Source organism: Chamaesiphon minutus PCC 6605 (assembly GCF_000317145.1).
GTDB lineage: Bacteria > Cyanobacteriota > Cyanobacteriia > Cyanobacteriales > Chamaesiphonaceae > Chamaesiphon > Chamaesiphon minutus.
The window spans coordinates 1,469,554-1,485,494 of the sequence record NC_019697.1; the positions used below are offsets into that span (position 1 = coordinate 1,469,554).

Genomic DNA, 15,941 nt, shown 5'->3' on the forward strand with positions numbered 1-15,941 from the left:
GGTTGTGTCTCCTAAAAAGTTATTTATCGTTGTTACCAGGGAGGATGGCGATTAACTTGTAGTCACCGTTAATAAATCTGAAAAGTTTGGAGCAAACTACGCCGCTGCTTTGAACGTCAATTACCAGGTGATCGACTGGATAGATGGGTTCGCCATCGAATAGGGCGTTTTGCTTGTCTTCGTCGCTAAAGTAGGCACCGACATCAGGGTGCGAGTGGTAGATGATTTTGACCGGATTATCCGAATTGATATTTTTGCTCAGGAATAGTGCATCCTCTGATGAAAATACGAAACCTTCAGCAGCATTGCGGGGGTAGGTTAAGGGATCTGCTTTGTGTAGATCGTTAAGGATATTAGTACAGGGTCGGATACCTTGTTTTAGTAGCAAGCCACAGCATTCATCGGGATAGCTCGAATGAGCTTGAGCATAGATTTTAGCAACCAAATCTGTCGAAAGAATATCATCCAGTTCTCGGATTGAATCTTGATCGAGCGTGTAAAGATATTGCATCTTAGTCTCCTTCTCAAGGGTTTTAGTGGGTGCTGGGATGCCTATTGCTAGGCATCCCATGTACTATCTCGACCTAGCTTTTAATCACTTGGTTGATCGTCTTGACAACTACTCGTGAGTTAGCTGGGATATCTTCCACGATCGATGCCCAAGGTGAAATTTCGACGTTATCACCGATGTGAATTGATCCAAAGACTCGGACAAATCCTCCCACTCGGACGTTATCGCCTAATTGAGGGTGTCTACGTCCGCTGATGTTGTCAGCAATACCTGTCGATCCAAGGATGATACATTGGAGCAAGTAGCATTTATCTCCAATTACAGTCGTCTCACCGATCACTGTTCCAACGCCATGATCGATTACCAGTTCTCGCCCGATGGTCGCGCCAGGGTGGATTTCAATTCCTGTCTCAACTTTGGTCGTCTCACTAATCCGACGAGCTACTGCTCGCAAGTTTAGATTGCCGATCTTATAGGTGTAGAGCGCATTGGCTATTCGGTAATTCGCAACGGCGCGGAGCGAAAGGTAGGTTTCCCACACTTCGAGCGGATCGTCACCTGCTGCTGGATCGCGGTGCATTAAGATAGCTAAATCCTCTTCGATACGTCGAACGATTTTCTTGACAGTCCGATCGCGGATGAGTTCAGCAACTTGTTGAGTCAGCAAGTTATGTTTCAACAACTCGATGACGTATTGACGAATGCGGCGATGGGGTTCTGGGGAATCGAGTCGTAAAAGAGGGGGTTTTGGAGGTTTGGGCGGTACGGGTGCTGTCGAAGAATGGGATGATCGGTCATTCGCCAAAATTTGGTCGGTTTCACTGATACCGAATTGTCCTAGCTTTGGTAAGATAGTGGTCATGATTATCTCCTTAGTGTTTACGAAAGGAACTGGCACGAGATGAGTTGCGACCTCATCTCACGCTAACTAATCAAAAAATAAAGAAAATAACAGCAGCCTTATCCCCCAAAGGGATGGGGCTGTTTTTAATTTTACACTATTAATAAAAATTATCGCTGTCAGGTTAAAAGTTAATAACTCGAAAAGACAAGCTAGTATATTGATAACAAGACATTTGATCGTGCAAGCCTACAATGACTTACCCCGCAGTCTCTAGTGCAAGCCCTCTAATGAGGGCAAATAGAATTAAAAATCGATTATGCTGCTATGAATGTGGTTGTTACTTGCGATACCTCGATACCATAGTCGGGTTACTGGTCTAGAATCACCGATCCACATCGCAAAATAATTATCCGATCTATATTTAGCTTTTGTCAATATTTTTCTGTAAATTTACTAATTGCCTTATGCCTGTGTAAACTCGTATAATATTAATAGCAACATGTGCAGTACAAATGAATTAGTATAAAATTTCTAGCTCAAATTCTTTATTCTTGGATTTTAATTCATTTGCACTATGAATTGATGTAAAGCTTGACCTATTAAAGGAACTAAATTCCGTTATTTCCGTTCAACGATCCAAATACAGCCAATATTTTTGAAAAATTAATCTTAAAAGAATAGTTGTATTTTGCTTATAAAGACATATTCAAATGATAAAATGGCAATAATGTTTAATCTTGTAAACTACACATGAGCGAAGCAAAAAAACGGGGACGACCAAAACGAGAGCATGAATCTCAGCAGCCGGATTTGCCCATTCCCAAGGGGAATCCTACTTTCGTTGAGACGATCGATAAATACCTAGCAGAAGCAAAATGGTCGAAGCGCGAATTGATGACTTCGATTGGCTTTGGCGAGACACAATTGTATCGCTGGGGACGAGGCGAATCTGTCCCGCGTAAAGCAACGGTCAATCGGATTGCAATTCGGCTGGCGATGAGGCTGGACGAAATCTATGGACGACCACCGGAAGATCCTTCTCCAGCAACGGATGCGATCGACGGTTTATTAAATGAGCTTTTAGAGGCCGCAGGCTTTGCCGCCTCGATCGAAGGCAAAACTGGTGATAGCTGCTGGCACAAAATCGCTAACAATCAATACTGGACGTTGGGGTATACTAGCGTACCAGAGTGGGCGATTCGTCCGACTCGACCTGGTGGAAAACCGACAGGAAAAGCGATTGTCTATGCGGAAACGATCGGACGATTGCTCGGACTGGAGACTTTTTGGCAGTACCTCAATTTTGACGAAATGCCGCAAGCTATCCGCCAAAGACAAGTTGATGGAATCGTGCCGCTGATGCTGGTTTTGCCGGGGCGACTGTTCGATTACAGCTTCTCCGAGCGATGTAGTGAAGAACCATTTACTTTAAACGCGGTCGCCCACAGTCAATCTGTCGAGGCGATAAAAAATTTAGAAGATTTGAACCCCATGCAAGTCGAGTTGTTATTTGTCAACGGAGAGCTTGGTGACTGGGGGGCAAAAGTCTTATCACAGTATGAAAACAGCCAGAGTTTTTCTAATGCTGACGAGGCGATTAGTTATATGCAGGGGAGCGTCGAGCGACGGGAGCTAACAACTATTCCCATCCTGCTGATCGATAGCATTACGGGGAAATATCTGATTGATCGCGAAAATGACCGAGGACAGCTAAGGTTATCATCTCTTACCATTAAAAGTATCCAACTAAAAACTTTTAATGCCTTCGCTTTTCATCCAGACGAAACAAGTTTACTAAATGCGGTAAATCAAGCCCTGCCTCTAATTCCATGTATTGAAACAACAAAGGTATATACTAAAAATGAAAAATAATAAGCCAAATCATCTCGTTAGTATCATATCGGAGATGGAAAAATCGGTTATAAATGAACACGACATACAGCACAAGTTAAATCACTACCTTGTAAAACATAAGCAATTAATACAATTCAGTGAAATTTTTCATTTTGTGCGCTATGACTTTTGCAGATTGAATTTTATAGTTGGAGCTAGATGTCTTAATGATGAAATTTTGTGGGCGGGTTTAGCCAGAAATCTTATGGAAGAGTTAGGTGGAAAAAGTGGGATCAGTCACAATCAACTCTATCGCAACTTCCTCAAATCCATTGGAACTAAACCAGAAGCAGAATTACAATGTCCTGCCTTCGCGCGAGATTTTAACGATAGCTGGGAAGAATTTGCTAGAAATGCACCGCTGATTGAGGCTTTAGCGGCGATTGCCATTTATGAAATATTTGATGTCCCAGATTATCAGATGCTATTAGAACTGCTAGAACAAGCGAAAGTACCGGAAGAAGGACTAATATTCTTCAGGGTTCATGCTAACGCACATCATTTTGCAATGTTTGAAGATACGGTAGCTTGGATACTTACTCAAGAAGGCGGACAAGAAGCATTTGATCGAGCGCAGTACTTTGTATTTGAGACTCAAAGAAAGATGTGGATTGGCTTAACAGAATGCCTCGAAACAAAACAACTAGTAGCCGCCAATTAAAATCTAAAACTGGAGAGATCGAATGTTGAAAAAATCACTGCTCAGATATGTATTGATAGGGTTGTCCCTATTTAGCGTACTCATCTTTAATTTAGCTGGCTGCACAAATAGTAATGTTACACCGCCCACGGCTACCGCTAGTGCCTCTGTCATGGATCGGGTGGCAACCGATAGTAAGGTTAAAATTGGCTACTTAGTCTTCCCGCCAGCGATTACTAAAAATCAAACTAGTGGAGAACTTGGCGGACATCTGATCGACACCATCAAAGAGATTGCGCGACTCAGTAAATGGACTCCTGAATTTGTCGAAACAGATTGGGCAGGGTTTACTACTGGATTAGATTCCGGTCGGTTTGATATCTCCGTCGTCCCTACTTTTGTGACAGTACCCAGAGCATTATCGATATATTTTACTAAGCCCCTATTCTTCGCTGGCAACAGTGCGATCGTCCGTGCGGGTGAAACTAAAATTACCACCCTCACCAGCATCGATAAACCCGAAATTAGAGTCGCCGTCACCCAAGGAGAAGCAGGGGATGAATACGCCAAGGCGAATTTTAAAAAAGCGAAGATTACCAGCTTTCCAGGGAGCGATCAATCTGCTGCCTTTCAAGCCGTAGTTGCTGGACGCGCTGATATTGCCCTGGGCGATGCCTATGCTACCGCCCAGTTTGCTAAAGCTAATGCCGCTAAGGTAAAAGATCTATTTGCCGCTAATCCCTACAACCTCACCCCCGTATCCTGGGCAGTGAAGAAGGGTGACGACAAATTACTCAATTTCCTCAATAGCAGCATCGAAGCCCTCGATTATCAAGGTCGTTTGCGCGAATTCGAGCAAAAAGCAGGTGCTAACTGGCTCCACCCCAAAAAAGTCTTGGAATTCACTAAAGGCTAAAACCTCATGGGTTGGAATTTTGCGGTCATGTGGAATAGTTTCTTACCCCTGTGCCTTGCCATGCTCACCACCATTTGGATTAGCATTGGCACGATTGTGCTGGGCACGATTTTAGGGGTGCTGTTGGGGATTCTATCCCTCACCTCAAATCAATTTGCCTCCAAACTAGCACAGGCATTTATCGAACTATTCCTCGCCTTACCAGCCCTAGTGATTCTCGTCTGGCTCTACTACAGTTTGCCACTGATTTTCCCTGGCTTTATCTTGAGCGGCGATGCCTGCGCTGTGCTTGGGTTGGGATTGAGTTTATCCGCCTTCGTTGCCGACATCATCCGAGGTGGCATCAATGCCATCCCCCCAGGGGAAATAGAAGTAGCCTACTGTACCGGAATGTCTCGACTCCAAGCAATCCGCTATATCCTGATTCCCCAAGTCCTCCAGCGATCTTGGCTACCGCTGATGGGGCAATATATTACCACCTACAAATTTTCGACCCTGGCATCAGTCATCGCCGTCCCCGAAATCCTGCATACAGCCAATGCAATCATCGCTCAAACCTATCGCCCACTAGAGATTTACTCGATCGTCGCCTTCATGTTCGTCATCACAATTATGCCGCTCAACCTGCTCCTCCGCAGACTTCAGCGCGTGAGCAACCTCGGTGGCATGGAGAAAATTTAGTCCCTATGGCAGAAGTACTCCTCCGGCTCGAAAACATCCAAAAAAGAATCGCTGGCAATACGATTCTCGATAACGTTAGTTTGACACTCGATCGTGGTGAAAGTCTGCTAATTCGCGGTAAAAGCGGCTGCGGCAAAACCACCCTACTCAGATGTATCGCCCTCCTAGAACCGATCGATCGCGGTCAAATTCTGTTCGATGGCAAGGTAGTATCTGAGAAGGGTATGCTCGATCGCACCAAGCACAAGCCCGAAATCGGCATGGTATTCCAGCAACTCTATCTATGGCCGCATCTAACCGTCTTAGATAATGTCTCCCTCCCCCTCCATCTACGCCAAGGCGGACACAAAAAAATAGCTGATGGACTCGCGATCGAAAAACTATCCCAACTCGGCGTAATCGGCAAAGAAACCGCCTATCCCCATCAACTCTCAGGCGGACAAAGACAGCGAGTCGCCCTAGCCAGAGCCTTAGTCCATTCCCCAAGTCTCCTCCTCCTCGATGAAATCACCGCCAACCTAGATCCCGAAACCGCCAGCATCGTCCTCGAACTCGTCGAAAAAATTATTCTCTCCGGTACCACCGTCATCATGATTTCCCACCTACCCGTCACATCCCCAGTCTGGATGTACGAACTAAACGCCAGCAACTGGACGTTGGAAAAAAGACAACAGCACAATAGCTGAAATTAATAGATCTGCGGAACACTCTCTCCCCCTCCCCAACGATATAGCTGAGTTTCCCTAAATCCGCGTAATACTAGTTGACAAAGGTGTGTAACGGCAATTTTACTGCCATTCCAAGACATGTTCGGCTACTGTTGGACGGTTGAGGTAGTAATTTATCGACATCCCAGCTTCGTAACATGACACTTCTGGAAGCTAGAATGGGTAAGCTTACTAGAGAAACCGCTTAAATTGCTTAGTTAAGTACACATTACTTCTCAATTCCCAAGGCTATGTGTAAAATTGAGATAGGTCAACACTTTATCAAAAAATATATATTTCATGACGATACATGGTAAACCTCTCCTTATCTGTGGCATATTTTAAGTCATGGATATCATTCGTGACATAGGCTTATAGCCATTTTATATATCAACCAGTCCGATCTAGATCTTATTAAATTAGTAGATATGTTCTTACACACTAAGCTTGAACGGTTTCCCATAGATGAACAATGACATTCTCTAATCCACCGATTGTTGAAGCTATATTCCATGTCGTTGTAGAACGTGACAGTGAATTTAACAATGAAAAATTGAATGATTATGCTAAACACATTACAGAAGGCTTTCCTGCTTTCGATCGACAAGAACAAAGATTTCTAAAAAATGACATATCATTTCATTCTGACGATCCACACAACATAACTTCTTCTATTAGCAATATTTTACAAGGATATCTTTTAGCATCCAATGATAACCCCAGAGTTATTCAAGCTAATATAGACAACTTCTCCTTTAGTAAATTGCCTCCTTATGGAACATGGGAATCATTCTACAAAGAAGCAAATGAATTCTGGGAGAAATACGCTGAGATAACTTCAGTTGATCGAGTCAAACGCCTTGGATTACGCTATCTAAATCGGATTGAAATTCCTTTTGACAATAGATCTTTTAAGTTACGAGAATACATCAAGATATTCCCTGAAGTCACTGATGATTTATCAGTAACAATTTCTGGACACTTTATGCAAATGTCTCTTGACTCTGAGCTTTATAAACCGTCCAGAGCGATTGTAAATCAAGCAGTTGGCAATGTAGGCGATATGAAGTCCACTCCTTTAATATTTGATGTTGAAGTTTTTCAAGATGTAGACCTTACGCATCAAAACAATTCCAAAGAAATAGAATCAATTTTTATTAATAACTTACGAATATTCAAGAATAGTATATTCTTGAATAGTATCACTGAAAAATCACAGGAGCTTTTCAAATGATAGTTTCAGAACGTCAAACCATCGCAAAAAGTCCTATTCAAACAGTAACAAAATCAGGTAGTTACAATGTTATTGCAAGCTCTAGCAAAGGTGAAAGCTGCGAATACAAGCGAGTTGAAGCACAGATAAAGTGTCAAGATCGTACTGAGGTTGCTCACGTACTTGAAAGTCCTGATGTTGCTGAATTAGAAAAAAGAGCAGAGGATTTAAGAGACTTATTACTTGAAAATCGTACTGCTTTGTCAGAGCAGGAAATGCGTCTACTCAAAGGACTTTTTAATAGTAACAAGCAACTCATTGCTCTGAACAAAAAAACATCTCCATTAATTTTAGTAGCATTAGCAAGTCTTTTAGAGCCACTAATTGAAAATCCTGCCTATGCTCAAGACATAGAGTCTATCGTCAAGAGCTTACTAAAATCACCATCAACAAGTTTAAGATATGCTGCTCTAGACATTATCACTGCTGGATTAGGAATAGTTCCTGTTGCAGATTCATTACTAAAAGAAGCGAAAATATTGCTAAAAAATGAAGAGCCTGGGTATGTTCTCGAATACTTGGAGTCTCTTTAATTTGTGGAGCAATTTCTTTATTATCGAAGTTTGAGTAAAAGTGCAGATATCTGGAGAAAGGGGAAAAAAATCAAAGCTTTTCCCCCTGATGTTGAAAAAGAGACATACTTGAGCCACATGACAATGGGAAAAGGATTTCCTTCGATATGGATGTCATCAAACAATGAAGATCTAGAAAGAATTGCTCTTGGGCTTATGCTATGCAAAGGAAGTCTTGACAGGATAGAATTTGTCGGATTAAATCTATGCTGTTTTGAAAAAACACAAGTCAAAATTATCCAATCTTCTAATCCTCAATTTCCATTACCTTCGGTTGGCAATCTTCATCATGAATTACACAGCTATAATGACGACAATATTACCGAATCAATTGAAATATTCCTACATTGCAATGGAAAGATCGAGAAATTTCCAAAAGTCTCGAATTCAGACACAGAGACAAGTATGCTAAATATAGCAAAGAAGTATATCGATGAAATAAGTGGTGAAGTTTATATAAAGAAAGCTAGGGACTGGATTGAAAAATACGGAAAATCTCAAGTAACTGGGAATTAAAAAAGACAGTTGAATTAAATGGAGTTATTTCTCGATCTACTATAGACGTTAGTAGATCTAGGACAAATCCTCTTCGATGGCAAAGTAGTATCAGAAAAAGGTGGACTCGATCGCGCCAAGCACAAACCAGAAATTGGCATGGTATTCCAGCAACTCTACCTATGACCACATCTAACCGTCTTAGATAATGTCTCCCTCCCCCTCCATCTACGCCAAGGCGGACACAAAAAAATAGCTGATGGACTCGCGATCGAAAAACTATCCCAACTCGGCGTAATCGGCAAAGAAACCGCCTATCTCCATCAACTCTCATGCGGACAAAGACAGCGAGTCGCCCTAGCCAGAGCCTTAGCTCATTCCCCTAGCCTTCTGCTCCTCGATGAAATCATCGCCAACCTAGATCCCGAAACCGCCAGCGTCGTCCTCGAACTCGTCGAGAAAATTATCCTTTCCGGTACCACTTTCATCATGATTTCCCACCTACCCGTCACATCTCCAGTCTGGATGTACGAACTAAACGCCACCAACTGGACAGTGGAAACAAGGCAACAGCATCAAGAATTTGAGAATCGATGAATTAGCCTATCCAGGCATGGCAATTATCCCTGAAGGAGGGCGGATATTGAAATTCGTCGAAATCACCCAACAAGGCATCAGCATCGTGTTAGTAGAACAAAAGATTCATCCGAGTTTTATTAAGTGACAGCGACATTGGCAATCGCCTCCCCTGTCACCGATCCGGAGAAATGAGAGTACGATATCGCGCTTTTTCGCTTTATAGTTATTTTAATCAAGAATGATACAACTACCGTTCGCTCGAACCGCTGTTGACAATGGATTGAGCGAATCAGGCTGTCTCAAACTTATTTGGAATGACTGTACCAAGGCAAAATAGCGATGCTGACAGCATCAACCCATCATCAATCTGATATCTTTGAGCAACTTATACATAGTCAGTGGCGATGCTGGAAATGGCTCGAACCCAAAATGACCATAAAACTTGCCCGCACTCTCATCTTTAGCATGAACCAGAATCGCCCTAATTCCAGCAATGTCAGCGGCATCTACGGTTCGACGCAAAGCATCCAACAATAAACCCTGTCCTAGCTTTTGCCCTTGAAAACGATTATCTACAGCCAACCGCGCCAAGATCATCACAGGAATCGGGTAACGTGCCAACCGCTTGATAGAACCTATACAAATCTAGACAAGCTAGATTGATGTCTACTTCCTACTTCAACGGGGGCATCGGAGCGGCTATCCCTCTGTAGGCTTCCAGGCGCAAGCTGCACCCAGTATAGTGTTTAGGCTACTATAAGCGGCGCATCGAACGGGAGGTTCCCTCCCGTTTGTGTGCGACAAGACAGAGCTTGATGTTCTAGATTGCGTGCAGCATTCAGATCGCGGTCGATAGTGATATTGCATTGCTGACAGTTAAAAACACGTTCTTTGAGCAGCATGTCTTGGATATGCCCACAACAAGAACAAGTTTTAGAACTTGGAAAAAAGCGACCTACAGTAATCAATTCACTACCATATAGCTCACATTTATAAGTTAATTGGCGACGAAATTCATACATACCTAAATCTGCAATTGACTTAGCCAAACAATGATTGGATAACATTCCCGATACATTCAAATCTTCAATTACTACTTGGCTGTGGTTCTTAGCCAAGTGAGTAGTTAATTTGTTAAGTGTATCTTTACGAATGTTGGCAGTTTTTGCATGTTGTTTGGCTACTTTTAAATTCGCCTTTTGTCGATTGTTTGAGCCTTTAACCTTGCGGCTAGCTGCTTTTTGAAGCCTAGCTAATCTGGATTGAGATTGACGGTAAGGTTGAGGGTTGGGGAACGTTGCACCTGTGCTTAAAGTAGCTAGTGTTTTAATCCCTAAGTCTACACCACAAACACCAACTAGTTTAGCTGTAGTGTTTGGTTCGACTTCATAGCTAAAAGAGACAAACCAACGGTCAGCGGTTCGACTAATTATTGCTGTTTTAGGCGTCAATCCTTGCGGCAATCGTTCGTAAGTCTTTACTACTCCTATTTTTGGTAATTGAAGCCAACGATGTTCAACTTTAATAGTCCCTTCCAAGGTAAAGCTATCATGCTGACCTTTGCGCTTGAATCTGGGAAAGCCCACCCGCCGACCATTCGCAGTTTTCTTTCTAAAGAAATCAGAAAATGCACTCGCTAAGTATCTCAGCGCATATTGAGGGCTAGTTTTGGATACTTCGTAATACCAAGGGTTTTCAACCTTCACCCACTTGACTAGGAATTTATGCAGATCGATCGCTGATGGAAATCTTAGTTTCTCTGTTGGATTTTCTCGATTGTAGTCGAGAATTTTTTTACACAGATCTAAGCCCCAGTTCCAAGCATGACGAGCTACACCCGCATGTCTAGCCAGTTGAGTTCTTTGATAGTTATTCAGTTTTAGTTCGGTTTTAAAACTGATTCTCATAACTGTTTTGCTACCTCCTTTAACTCTTCTACTATTTTCTTATTCTTATGAGAACGACTACCGTATAAACGAGCAGAAAATACAGTGATGATTTCGAGTACGTCTGATGCTAAATCTTCCTCAAATGTACTATCATCAGAGCGATTGATAATTATCACCTCTGTTCCAAATTGTTCGCATAATGTGAAAATTAGATCTGACCCAAATCTAAGTAATCTATCTTTATGAGTTAGAACTAGTCGTTCAACTTGATAAGATGTAATTAACTTGATTAGCCTAATTAGTCCTTTCTTTTTATAGTTCATTCCACTGCCAAGATCTTGAATTACTTCAAACCCCCAGCCATGTTTAGCACAATAACTTTCTAAAACTATAACTTGCCTAGTTAGATCTTCTTTCTGGTCGTGACTAGAAACTCTGGCATAGCCTACTGTTAATTGAGTATCCGATTTATTGCTAATTAAATCTGCTATGTCATACCGACGATGACCGCCAGCAGTGCGAGTGGACTTGATTTTTCCATCAAGTTCCCATCTGTGTAGGGTTCTAACCGTTACACCGAGTAAGGTGGCTGCTTCCTGTGGCGTTAAACTAGACATAAAATCATTATAACAGATAATTTGTCTAGTTATGTATAGTTTGATCTAGGTATTTAGGTGCAGTTCAAAAACCCTTTGCTCATTCCTTCAGGTGACTCAGAATGCGTGACTTCTCCCACCGTGAGGGTGTAATAACCAACCACCCGTTCGCCAATTAATGCCAGCCAAGTTTGGGCACTATCTTTCTTTTGATTTTGGGATGCGTATCGGTGTAAAAACTGATTTAGTGCCTCTACCCCACAATCGAATTCGGCGATCGGTTGCCTAGATGTAAGTTTTTCGATCCTTGGCTGAGAATCGTCTGCGGCTAGGGACATCGATCGAACACACTGGGCGTATTTAGCAGTTGTTGCAGACGGGGATGAGTACGAGGCGGAGCATCAAGAGCTGCCTGGAAAGCATCCCATTCTTTATCGTTGAGACTAAATTGTCTTCGTTCGGCTAGGGTACTTTCTGCTTCTGTCAGAGCAGTCTCCAGTACGAACTCACTGAGGGTTTGATGACGAGATTGTGCCGCAGCTTGCAACAACCTCTTCGCAGTTGGGGAAAGACGAATATCTAGCCTTTCTGTCCGTAAATTAGAAGACATACTCGATACCTTGGCAATTTAATCCTATTTTACCTATAATTTCTATAGGAGCTATAGAAATATATCCAAGCCATGTCAGCAACCACCGTCTCCGCCCATACCAGTACAGAAATTGCCGAGCGGATCGATGCGATCGCTAAATCCGAGCGACGCAACCGCTCCCAAATCGTCGCGATGGCGTTAGAGCTATTCGTCGAACTCCCCCCACAAGCACGCGCAGCTTGGCTGAAAATCAGCACCACTGGTTCCGATCGAGAACTGAAAACCCTGATCGATAAAATTAGCCGCACGATCGTCGATCTTCAATACGAAACAGCACGAGAACAGGCGATCGCCCAAATTCAGCTCGAACATCTAGAGCCATTAGCAACTGAGGACGACATTCTTGCCGCTGCCGTTCGCATCACCAAGTCAAAATAGCGATGTTACGGTTGTGTCTGGACTTAAATATTTGGGTGGCAGCTTTACTCGCCGACGGCAAAGGTAGAAATAACACAGCATCCCAGTATCTCGTAGAAGTAGTCAGGAGCGGTAATTCTCCGGCTGGCTCGATTAGCTTGGTAGTGTCTTGGGGCATGTTGGACGAACTCAGATCTGTCATCATCGAGCATTTAAACTTGAGCGAAGAAACCGCCACCAGCTATACAATAGCGATCGAAGAATATGCCAGACTGGGAACGCAGTTAACGTTGGGCGGTACGGGAGTTATTGCTTTGAGAGATACAGAAGACGCTCATGTTCTCGAAACCGCGATTGCAGGTAGGGCAGATTTTCTAGTCACAGCCAATTTTAGAGATTTTATCGTCGATCGAGACACCACAATCTCCATTCCAGAGCGTCATTCATTCTATTATGGTGCGGCACATAACTTACAAATCGTTCATCCCTATCTCATGGTTGAATGGCTCAAAAGTGGAAAATTACCAACAATCCCGCCCCAACATCCCGCTAATCTTTAGCATTCATCACAAAAGAGATCGCGGAATGTTACCTTCAGCCAAGTAGCTTGAGGAAAGTCCGAGTAGCCTGCCAACACTCTATTCGAGATATCGGCAATACCTAAAAAAGCCACATCTCCACTAACTGGCGGCTCGTACCAAATCAAACTGGGGGGAATTGTTGGGATCGCTGATTCTCCCTGCCAAATTACTCTGGCAAAAGCGTCGCAAATAACCGAATTTCCCATTATTATTGTCGCTGTAATTATTGGATATTCATCGCCTTGTGAGTCGTATTTAAAGCAATTAGTGCGAATCTCTTCAATTGTCGTCGGTACGATTGTCAAACACAAATTATCTTGACACAGCCAACTTTCTGGCAAACTGTCATTAATCCAAATTGTCATGCCACCCCCCCAAATAAAAATGTAAAACCAATATCGATCTTAACATTAGCGTTCGCAACACCCGTTACTGAACCGAGGGCACCAGAATTGGATGCTGTTCTTCGATCCGCTGCCGTAAACATTTTTGATTGACGAGATCGGGATAATTTGGTCTAGTAAAACATCCTCATATCGATCGCAATCGATTACTCGATCGTTCTCAAAAACAATATTTTTTCAACATAGGCACTGGTAGATCGGATTGCATCACTCACCCAGATACAGAATAATGAAAAAAAGGTTGAATTTGACCGATCGTGGATAAAAGCTCGGCAACTTTAGCATTGGTAGATCGATCGGCACGAGGATAAATCAGACAACTGCGTACCTGTCGATCGTACCCAGTATAATTGAGTTTTTGAAGATCGATATCGGATAGACTGACTAGTATATTTTTTTGACCGAGCGTTTTTAGTGTCAGAGAATCGACCCTGCTAAAAATCGTCTTCCATATATCTGCTGTGTAAGCTTGACTCAGAAAAAAACTATATTTTAAGTGCCGATATTTATTAGTAAATCCTGCTACTAAGGAAACAATCTCTTGTAACTCCCGATGACATGGGGGTAGAATTTGCCACCAGTGAGCGCGAGTATCGATACTCAGAGGTAAACGTTCTAGATACATATTAAATTTTACGGGATCGCACTCAGACACGATCGCATGAGCTTGACGATCGCACATCAACTCATCTAATTGCCAGTCAGGGAGCTGATGAAACACATGCTGTTGATATGAGGCTCCATAACACGTCAGCAGAGTTTGCAAGGCGCGATCGACCAATTCTCCCCCCGACGAAACATAATTAATCAAGGCAAATAACCCGTATTCCTAAAAGATTGCCAATTATCCTCCAACCATTTATCTATTTTCAGTTTCACGATCGGATTGAGTTGTTTCCCGTTATACCCGTTCTTGACTATTTCATGTAACGGCGTACCGAGATCTACCGCTTCAAGAATTGCCGGATCTGCGAGCCAAGGTAGAATATTTGCGATCTTAACTTTTCCATCTTGAGAGAGTTTGTCCAGTGCTGGCAGCGGATCGAATCTATCCCAGTTAGGAACTGCGCTAGTTATGCCTAAGTTGAACACGCAGACATGATGCAGGTTGGGATATCTGGTAACAAAATCTACGAACATCTGTTGTGATGTACCACTCCCAAAGCTACACCACCAATTTATAACTTTAAAAGGTGGCGATTCGCTTGCCATTAGTAAATTTATATTATTACTTTCTAGCCAAATATCGATTCCATCGTTTGCTGGAAGTGAAACAATTAGATCCAGCTTGACACTGTAGATAATATCTAATAAGCGATCGCCTAAATAGCTAAACTTAGCATCTTTAGAGAAGATAATTTGTTCGCTAAGTAGGATCGATCCTACTTTCGGGTCAGTATCTACTTTATCGGCTAACGATCGACCAAATCGACTGCCGATCGAACCAACTGAAGACTTAACCTCCTTATGCTGCCAAAGAGACACAGTTTCTCGATCGTAAGCACGAGCTACATTATAATTAGGATCGGCATCAATTAAGGTAAATAACCGACCGAGTTTAATAAATCTCTCGCAAAACAGCCGCGCTAGAGTAGATTTACCAGATCCGCCTAAAAATCCATTGCAAAGATGTAATGTGGGAGTAAAATTATCATTATTTGTTTGTTCTAAATTCTCTTGCTGTTTATTGTTTGCCATATTAACGGATCTCCAGCATACAAACAGTTTTACCAGTCTTTTTGATTCCTTTACGAATACACGCTTCCACCGATTTATTGCCAGACAAAAACGCACGACGCAGGATTTTCCCATCAGACGTACTCAACCATTCCAGCATCGCTCCATCAGAACCTCTGGCTAATCTTAATTGTTGAGGAAATATGACAAAATATGCCAGCAATGATGTAGCAATCATCCCGATTGAGAATCCACCCAGACTCCAACATAAACTCCTGAGTCTAGTGTTAATATTCCTGCCGCTACGATCGATTGCTTGTTTGGTTAAATCTCGATAAACTTCGCGATCTCGATCGAGTTTTGCAAGTAGTTCTTCTTGTCGAGTATCACTCTCTGAAGATTCGGTCTGGCGTTGCTGCCGCTCCTCTTCGAGTAACGATTGAATTGCTTGAGGCACAGCAGAAGTAACCACATGCAGATACTCGCTAATTTTCTCGATTTGGGCGATCGTCCCAGTTATATGATAGATCTCATCATCGGTAGATAGTTCGCGGCTGTTAACGAGTTTGTCGATGTTAGCTAATGCTTCTTTTCGATCGATCGCATCCAGATAGGAGGTAAGTGGGGACTTATCAGAACTGTCACCATTATTATTTTTAACTGTAACCATTTTA

General features: G+C 42.6%; 22 protein-coding genes and 1 pseudogene. 12 read left to right on the forward strand and 11 right to left on the reverse strand.

Features of this window, described 5'->3' with window-relative positions; all coding sequences use genetic code 11:
* Nucleotides 1-19: 19 nt before the first annotated feature.
* Both CHA6605_RS06745 and CHA6605_RS31410 read right to left on the reverse strand, forming a co-directional pair.
* The gene (locus tag CHA6605_RS06745; RefSeq protein ID WP_015158747.1) at nucleotides 20-511 is read right to left on the reverse strand and encodes a M67 family metallopeptidase; all 492 of its coding nucleotides are present in this window, start codon (nucleotides 509-511) and stop codon (nucleotides 20-22) included.
* Nucleotides 512-584: 73 nt separating this feature from the next.
* On the reverse strand, nucleotides 585-1,373 hold the full coding sequence (locus CHA6605_RS31410; protein WP_015158748.1) for a serine O-acetyltransferase: 789 nt from the start codon (nucleotides 1,371-1,373) through the stop codon (nucleotides 585-587).
* A 732-nt stretch (nucleotides 1,374-2,105) separates the two neighbouring features.
* Between CHA6605_RS31410 and CHA6605_RS06755 the strand changes: the two genes are divergently transcribed.
* The 10 genes and pseudogenes from CHA6605_RS06755 (at nucleotide 2,106) to CHA6605_RS33775 (ending at nucleotide 9,256) form a co-directional block, all read left to right on the forward strand.
* Nucleotides 2,106-3,227 (forward strand): transporter substrate-binding domain-containing protein, encoded by a 1,122-nt coding sequence (locus tag CHA6605_RS06755; protein WP_015158749.1) that lies wholly within the window; start codon nucleotides 2,106-2,108, stop codon nucleotides 3,225-3,227.
* The gene (locus tag CHA6605_RS06760; RefSeq protein ID WP_015158750.1) at nucleotides 3,217-3,909 is read left to right on the forward strand and encodes an iron-containing redox enzyme family protein; all 693 of its coding nucleotides are present in this window, start codon (nucleotides 3,217-3,219) and stop codon (nucleotides 3,907-3,909) included. Before CHA6605_RS06755 ends, CHA6605_RS06760 begins: the two co-directional genes overlap by 11 nt.
* Nucleotides 3,910-3,931: 22 nt before the next feature.
* The gene (locus CHA6605_RS06765) at nucleotides 3,932-4,804 is read left to right on the forward strand and encodes a substrate-binding periplasmic protein (RefSeq protein WP_015158751.1); all 873 of its coding nucleotides are present in this window, start codon (nucleotides 3,932-3,934) and stop codon (nucleotides 4,802-4,804) included.
* A gap of 6 nt (nucleotides 4,805-4,810) precedes the next feature.
* A complete protein-coding gene (locus CHA6605_RS06770; RefSeq protein ID WP_015158752.1) occupies nucleotides 4,811-5,485 on the forward strand; it encodes an amino acid ABC transporter permease in 675 nt (224 codons plus the stop codon).
* 5 nt (nucleotides 5,486-5,490) lie between these two features.
* Nucleotides 5,491-6,171 (forward strand): ATP-binding cassette domain-containing protein, encoded by a 681-nt coding sequence (locus tag CHA6605_RS06775; protein ID WP_015158753.1) that lies wholly within the window; start codon nucleotides 5,491-5,493, stop codon nucleotides 6,169-6,171.
* A gap of 493 nt (nucleotides 6,172-6,664) precedes the next feature.
* On the forward strand, nucleotides 6,665-7,426 hold the full coding sequence (locus tag CHA6605_RS06780) for a TIGR04255 family protein (protein ID WP_015158754.1): 762 nt from the start codon (nucleotides 6,665-6,667) through the stop codon (nucleotides 7,424-7,426).
* The gene (locus tag CHA6605_RS06785; protein WP_015158755.1) at nucleotides 7,423-7,998 is read left to right on the forward strand and encodes a hypothetical protein; all 576 of its coding nucleotides are present in this window, start codon (nucleotides 7,423-7,425) and stop codon (nucleotides 7,996-7,998) included. The genes CHA6605_RS06780 and CHA6605_RS06785 overlap by 4 nt, the downstream gene beginning before the upstream one ends.
* Before the next feature lie 3 nt (nucleotides 7,999-8,001).
* Entirely contained in the window at nucleotides 8,002-8,553 is a 552-nt protein-coding gene (locus CHA6605_RS06790) for a hypothetical protein (protein WP_015158756.1), read from the forward strand.
* A gap of 177 nt (nucleotides 8,554-8,730) precedes the next feature.
* Nucleotides 8,731-9,129: pseudogene (locus CHA6605_RS37130) on the forward strand (ATP-binding cassette domain-containing protein); the annotation flags it as partial.
* Nucleotides 9,116-9,256 carry a hypothetical protein gene (locus CHA6605_RS33775; protein WP_157259886.1) on the forward strand — a complete coding sequence of 47 codons (141 nt, stop codon included), beginning with the start codon at nucleotides 9,116-9,118 and terminating at the stop codon, nucleotides 9,254-9,256. The pseudogene CHA6605_RS37130 and the gene CHA6605_RS33775, both read left to right, overlap by 14 nt.
* A 206-nt stretch (nucleotides 9,257-9,462) precedes the next feature.
* Here the strand turns inward: CHA6605_RS33775 and CHA6605_RS06795 are convergent, their stop codons facing one another.
* From CHA6605_RS06795 to CHA6605_RS06815, 5 genes are all read right to left on the reverse strand, one after another.
* A complete protein-coding gene (locus tag CHA6605_RS06795; protein ID WP_232432211.1) occupies nucleotides 9,463-9,732 on the reverse strand; it encodes a GNAT family N-acetyltransferase in 270 nt (89 codons plus the stop codon).
* A gap of 125 nt (nucleotides 9,733-9,857) precedes the next feature.
* The gene (locus tag CHA6605_RS06800; RefSeq protein WP_015158569.1) at nucleotides 9,858-11,018 is read right to left on the reverse strand and encodes an RNA-guided endonuclease InsQ/TnpB family protein; all 1,161 of its coding nucleotides are present in this window, start codon (nucleotides 11,016-11,018) and stop codon (nucleotides 9,858-9,860) included.
* The gene (locus CHA6605_RS06805; protein WP_015158570.1) at nucleotides 11,015-11,617 is read right to left on the reverse strand and encodes an IS607 family transposase; all 603 of its coding nucleotides are present in this window, start codon (nucleotides 11,615-11,617) and stop codon (nucleotides 11,015-11,017) included. Before CHA6605_RS06805 ends, CHA6605_RS06800 begins: the two co-directional genes overlap by 4 nt.
* Before the next feature lie 53 nt (nucleotides 11,618-11,670).
* Complete coding sequence (locus tag CHA6605_RS06810; protein WP_051038753.1) at nucleotides 11,671-11,934, reverse strand: hypothetical protein; 264 nt, start codon at nucleotides 11,932-11,934, stop codon at nucleotides 11,671-11,673.
* Nucleotides 11,925-12,206, reverse strand: coding sequence for a type II toxin-antitoxin system TacA family antitoxin (locus CHA6605_RS06815; RefSeq protein WP_015158757.1), 282 nt, complete (start codon nucleotides 12,204-12,206; stop codon nucleotides 11,925-11,927). The genes CHA6605_RS06810 and CHA6605_RS06815 overlap by 10 nt, the downstream gene beginning before the upstream one ends.
* Before the next feature lie 72 nt (nucleotides 12,207-12,278).
* On the opposite strand from CHA6605_RS06815, the gene CHA6605_RS06820 reads away from it, so the two are divergent.
* Both CHA6605_RS06820 and CHA6605_RS06825 read left to right on the forward strand, forming a co-directional pair.
* Nucleotides 12,279-12,626: a ribbon-helix-helix domain-containing protein gene (locus tag CHA6605_RS06820; protein ID WP_015158758.1), complete on the forward strand. Its 348-nt coding sequence runs from the start codon at nucleotides 12,279-12,281 to the stop codon at nucleotides 12,624-12,626.
* A 2-nt stretch (nucleotides 12,627-12,628) separates the two neighbouring features.
* Nucleotides 12,629-13,165: a PIN domain-containing protein gene (locus tag CHA6605_RS06825; RefSeq protein ID WP_015158759.1), complete on the forward strand. Its 537-nt coding sequence runs from the start codon at nucleotides 12,629-12,631 to the stop codon at nucleotides 13,163-13,165.
* On the opposite strand, the gene CHA6605_RS06830 is transcribed toward CHA6605_RS06825, so the two are convergent.
* The 4 genes from CHA6605_RS06830 to CHA6605_RS06845 all read right to left on the reverse strand — a co-directional run bounded on the left by CHA6605_RS06830 (nucleotide 13,162) and on the right by CHA6605_RS06845 (nucleotide 15,937).
* Nucleotides 13,162-13,551 carry a hypothetical protein gene (locus CHA6605_RS06830; RefSeq protein WP_015158760.1) on the reverse strand — a complete coding sequence of 130 codons (390 nt, stop codon included), beginning with the start codon at nucleotides 13,549-13,551 and terminating at the stop codon, nucleotides 13,162-13,164. The two genes, CHA6605_RS06825 and CHA6605_RS06830, sit on opposite strands and share 4 nt — an antisense overlap.
* A gap of 250 nt (nucleotides 13,552-13,801) precedes the next feature.
* On the reverse strand, nucleotides 13,802-14,401 hold the full coding sequence (locus tag CHA6605_RS06835; RefSeq protein ID WP_015158762.1) for a hypothetical protein: 600 nt from the start codon (nucleotides 14,399-14,401) through the stop codon (nucleotides 13,802-13,804).
* Nucleotides 14,398-15,288, reverse strand: a complete 891-nt coding sequence (locus tag CHA6605_RS06840; protein WP_015158763.1) for a P-loop NTPase family protein — start codon at nucleotides 15,286-15,288, stop codon at nucleotides 14,398-14,400. The genes CHA6605_RS06835 and CHA6605_RS06840 overlap by 4 nt, the downstream gene beginning before the upstream one ends.
* Nucleotide 15,289: 1 nt before the next feature.
* The gene (locus CHA6605_RS06845) at nucleotides 15,290-15,937 is read right to left on the reverse strand and encodes a hypothetical protein (protein ID WP_015158764.1); all 648 of its coding nucleotides are present in this window, start codon (nucleotides 15,935-15,937) and stop codon (nucleotides 15,290-15,292) included.
* Between the last annotated feature and the right edge of the window lie 4 nt (nucleotides 15,938-15,941).

Bases quoted from the DNA above. Each gene is read 5' to 3' on its own strand.
- CHA6605_RS31410 (WP_015158748.1), bottom strand. From the start codon at position 1,373: ATGACCACTATCTTACCAAAGCTAGGACAATTCGGTATCAGTGAAACC.
- CHA6605_RS06785 (WP_015158755.1), top strand. From the start codon at position 7,423: ATGATAGTTTCAGAACGTCAAACCATCGCAAAAAGTCCTATTCAAACA.
- CHA6605_RS06800 (WP_015158569.1), bottom strand. From the start codon at position 11,018: ATGAGAATCAGTTTTAAAACCGAACTAAAACTGAATAACTATCAAAGA.
- CHA6605_RS06765 (WP_015158751.1), top strand. From the start codon at position 3,932: ATGTTGAAAAAATCACTGCTCAGATATGTATTGATAGGGTTGTCCCTA.
- CHA6605_RS06780 (WP_015158754.1), top strand. From the start codon at position 6,665: ATGACATTCTCTAATCCACCGATTGTTGAAGCTATATTCCATGTCGTT.
- CHA6605_RS06815 (WP_015158757.1), bottom strand. From the start codon at position 12,206: ATGTCTTCTAATTTACGGACAGAAAGGCTAGATATTCGTCTTTCCCCA.
- CHA6605_RS06845 (WP_015158764.1), bottom strand. From the start codon at position 15,937: ATGGTTACAGTTAAAAATAATAATGGTGACAGTTCTGATAAGTCCCCA.
- CHA6605_RS06820 (WP_015158758.1), top strand. From the start codon at position 12,279: ATGTCAGCAACCACCGTCTCCGCCCATACCAGTACAGAAATTGCCGAG.
- CHA6605_RS06805 (WP_015158570.1), bottom strand. From the start codon at position 11,617: ATGTCTAGTTTAACGCCACAGGAAGCAGCCACCTTACTCGGTGTAACG.
- CHA6605_RS06830 (WP_015158760.1), bottom strand. From the start codon at position 13,551: ATGACAATTTGGATTAATGACAGTTTGCCAGAAAGTTGGCTGTGTCAA.
- CHA6605_RS06760 (WP_015158750.1), top strand. From the start codon at position 3,217: ATGAAAAATAATAAGCCAAATCATCTCGTTAGTATCATATCGGAGATG.
- CHA6605_RS06810 (WP_051038753.1), bottom strand. From the start codon at position 11,934: ATGTCCCTAGCCGCAGACGATTCTCAGCCAAGGATCGAAAAACTTACA.
- CHA6605_RS06770 (WP_015158752.1), top strand. From the start codon at position 4,811: ATGGGTTGGAATTTTGCGGTCATGTGGAATAGTTTCTTACCCCTGTGC.
- CHA6605_RS06745 (WP_015158747.1), bottom strand. From the start codon at position 511: ATGCAATATCTTTACACGCTCGATCAAGATTCAATCCGAGAACTGGAT.
- CHA6605_RS06825 (WP_015158759.1), top strand. From the start codon at position 12,629: ATGTTACGGTTGTGTCTGGACTTAAATATTTGGGTGGCAGCTTTACTC.
- CHA6605_RS06775 (WP_015158753.1), top strand. From the start codon at position 5,491: ATGGCAGAAGTACTCCTCCGGCTCGAAAACATCCAAAAAAGAATCGCT.
- CHA6605_RS06755 (WP_015158749.1), top strand. From the start codon at position 2,106: ATGAGCGAAGCAAAAAAACGGGGACGACCAAAACGAGAGCATGAATCT.
- CHA6605_RS06840 (WP_015158763.1), bottom strand. From the start codon at position 15,288: ATGGCAAACAATAAACAGCAAGAGAATTTAGAACAAACAAATAATGAT.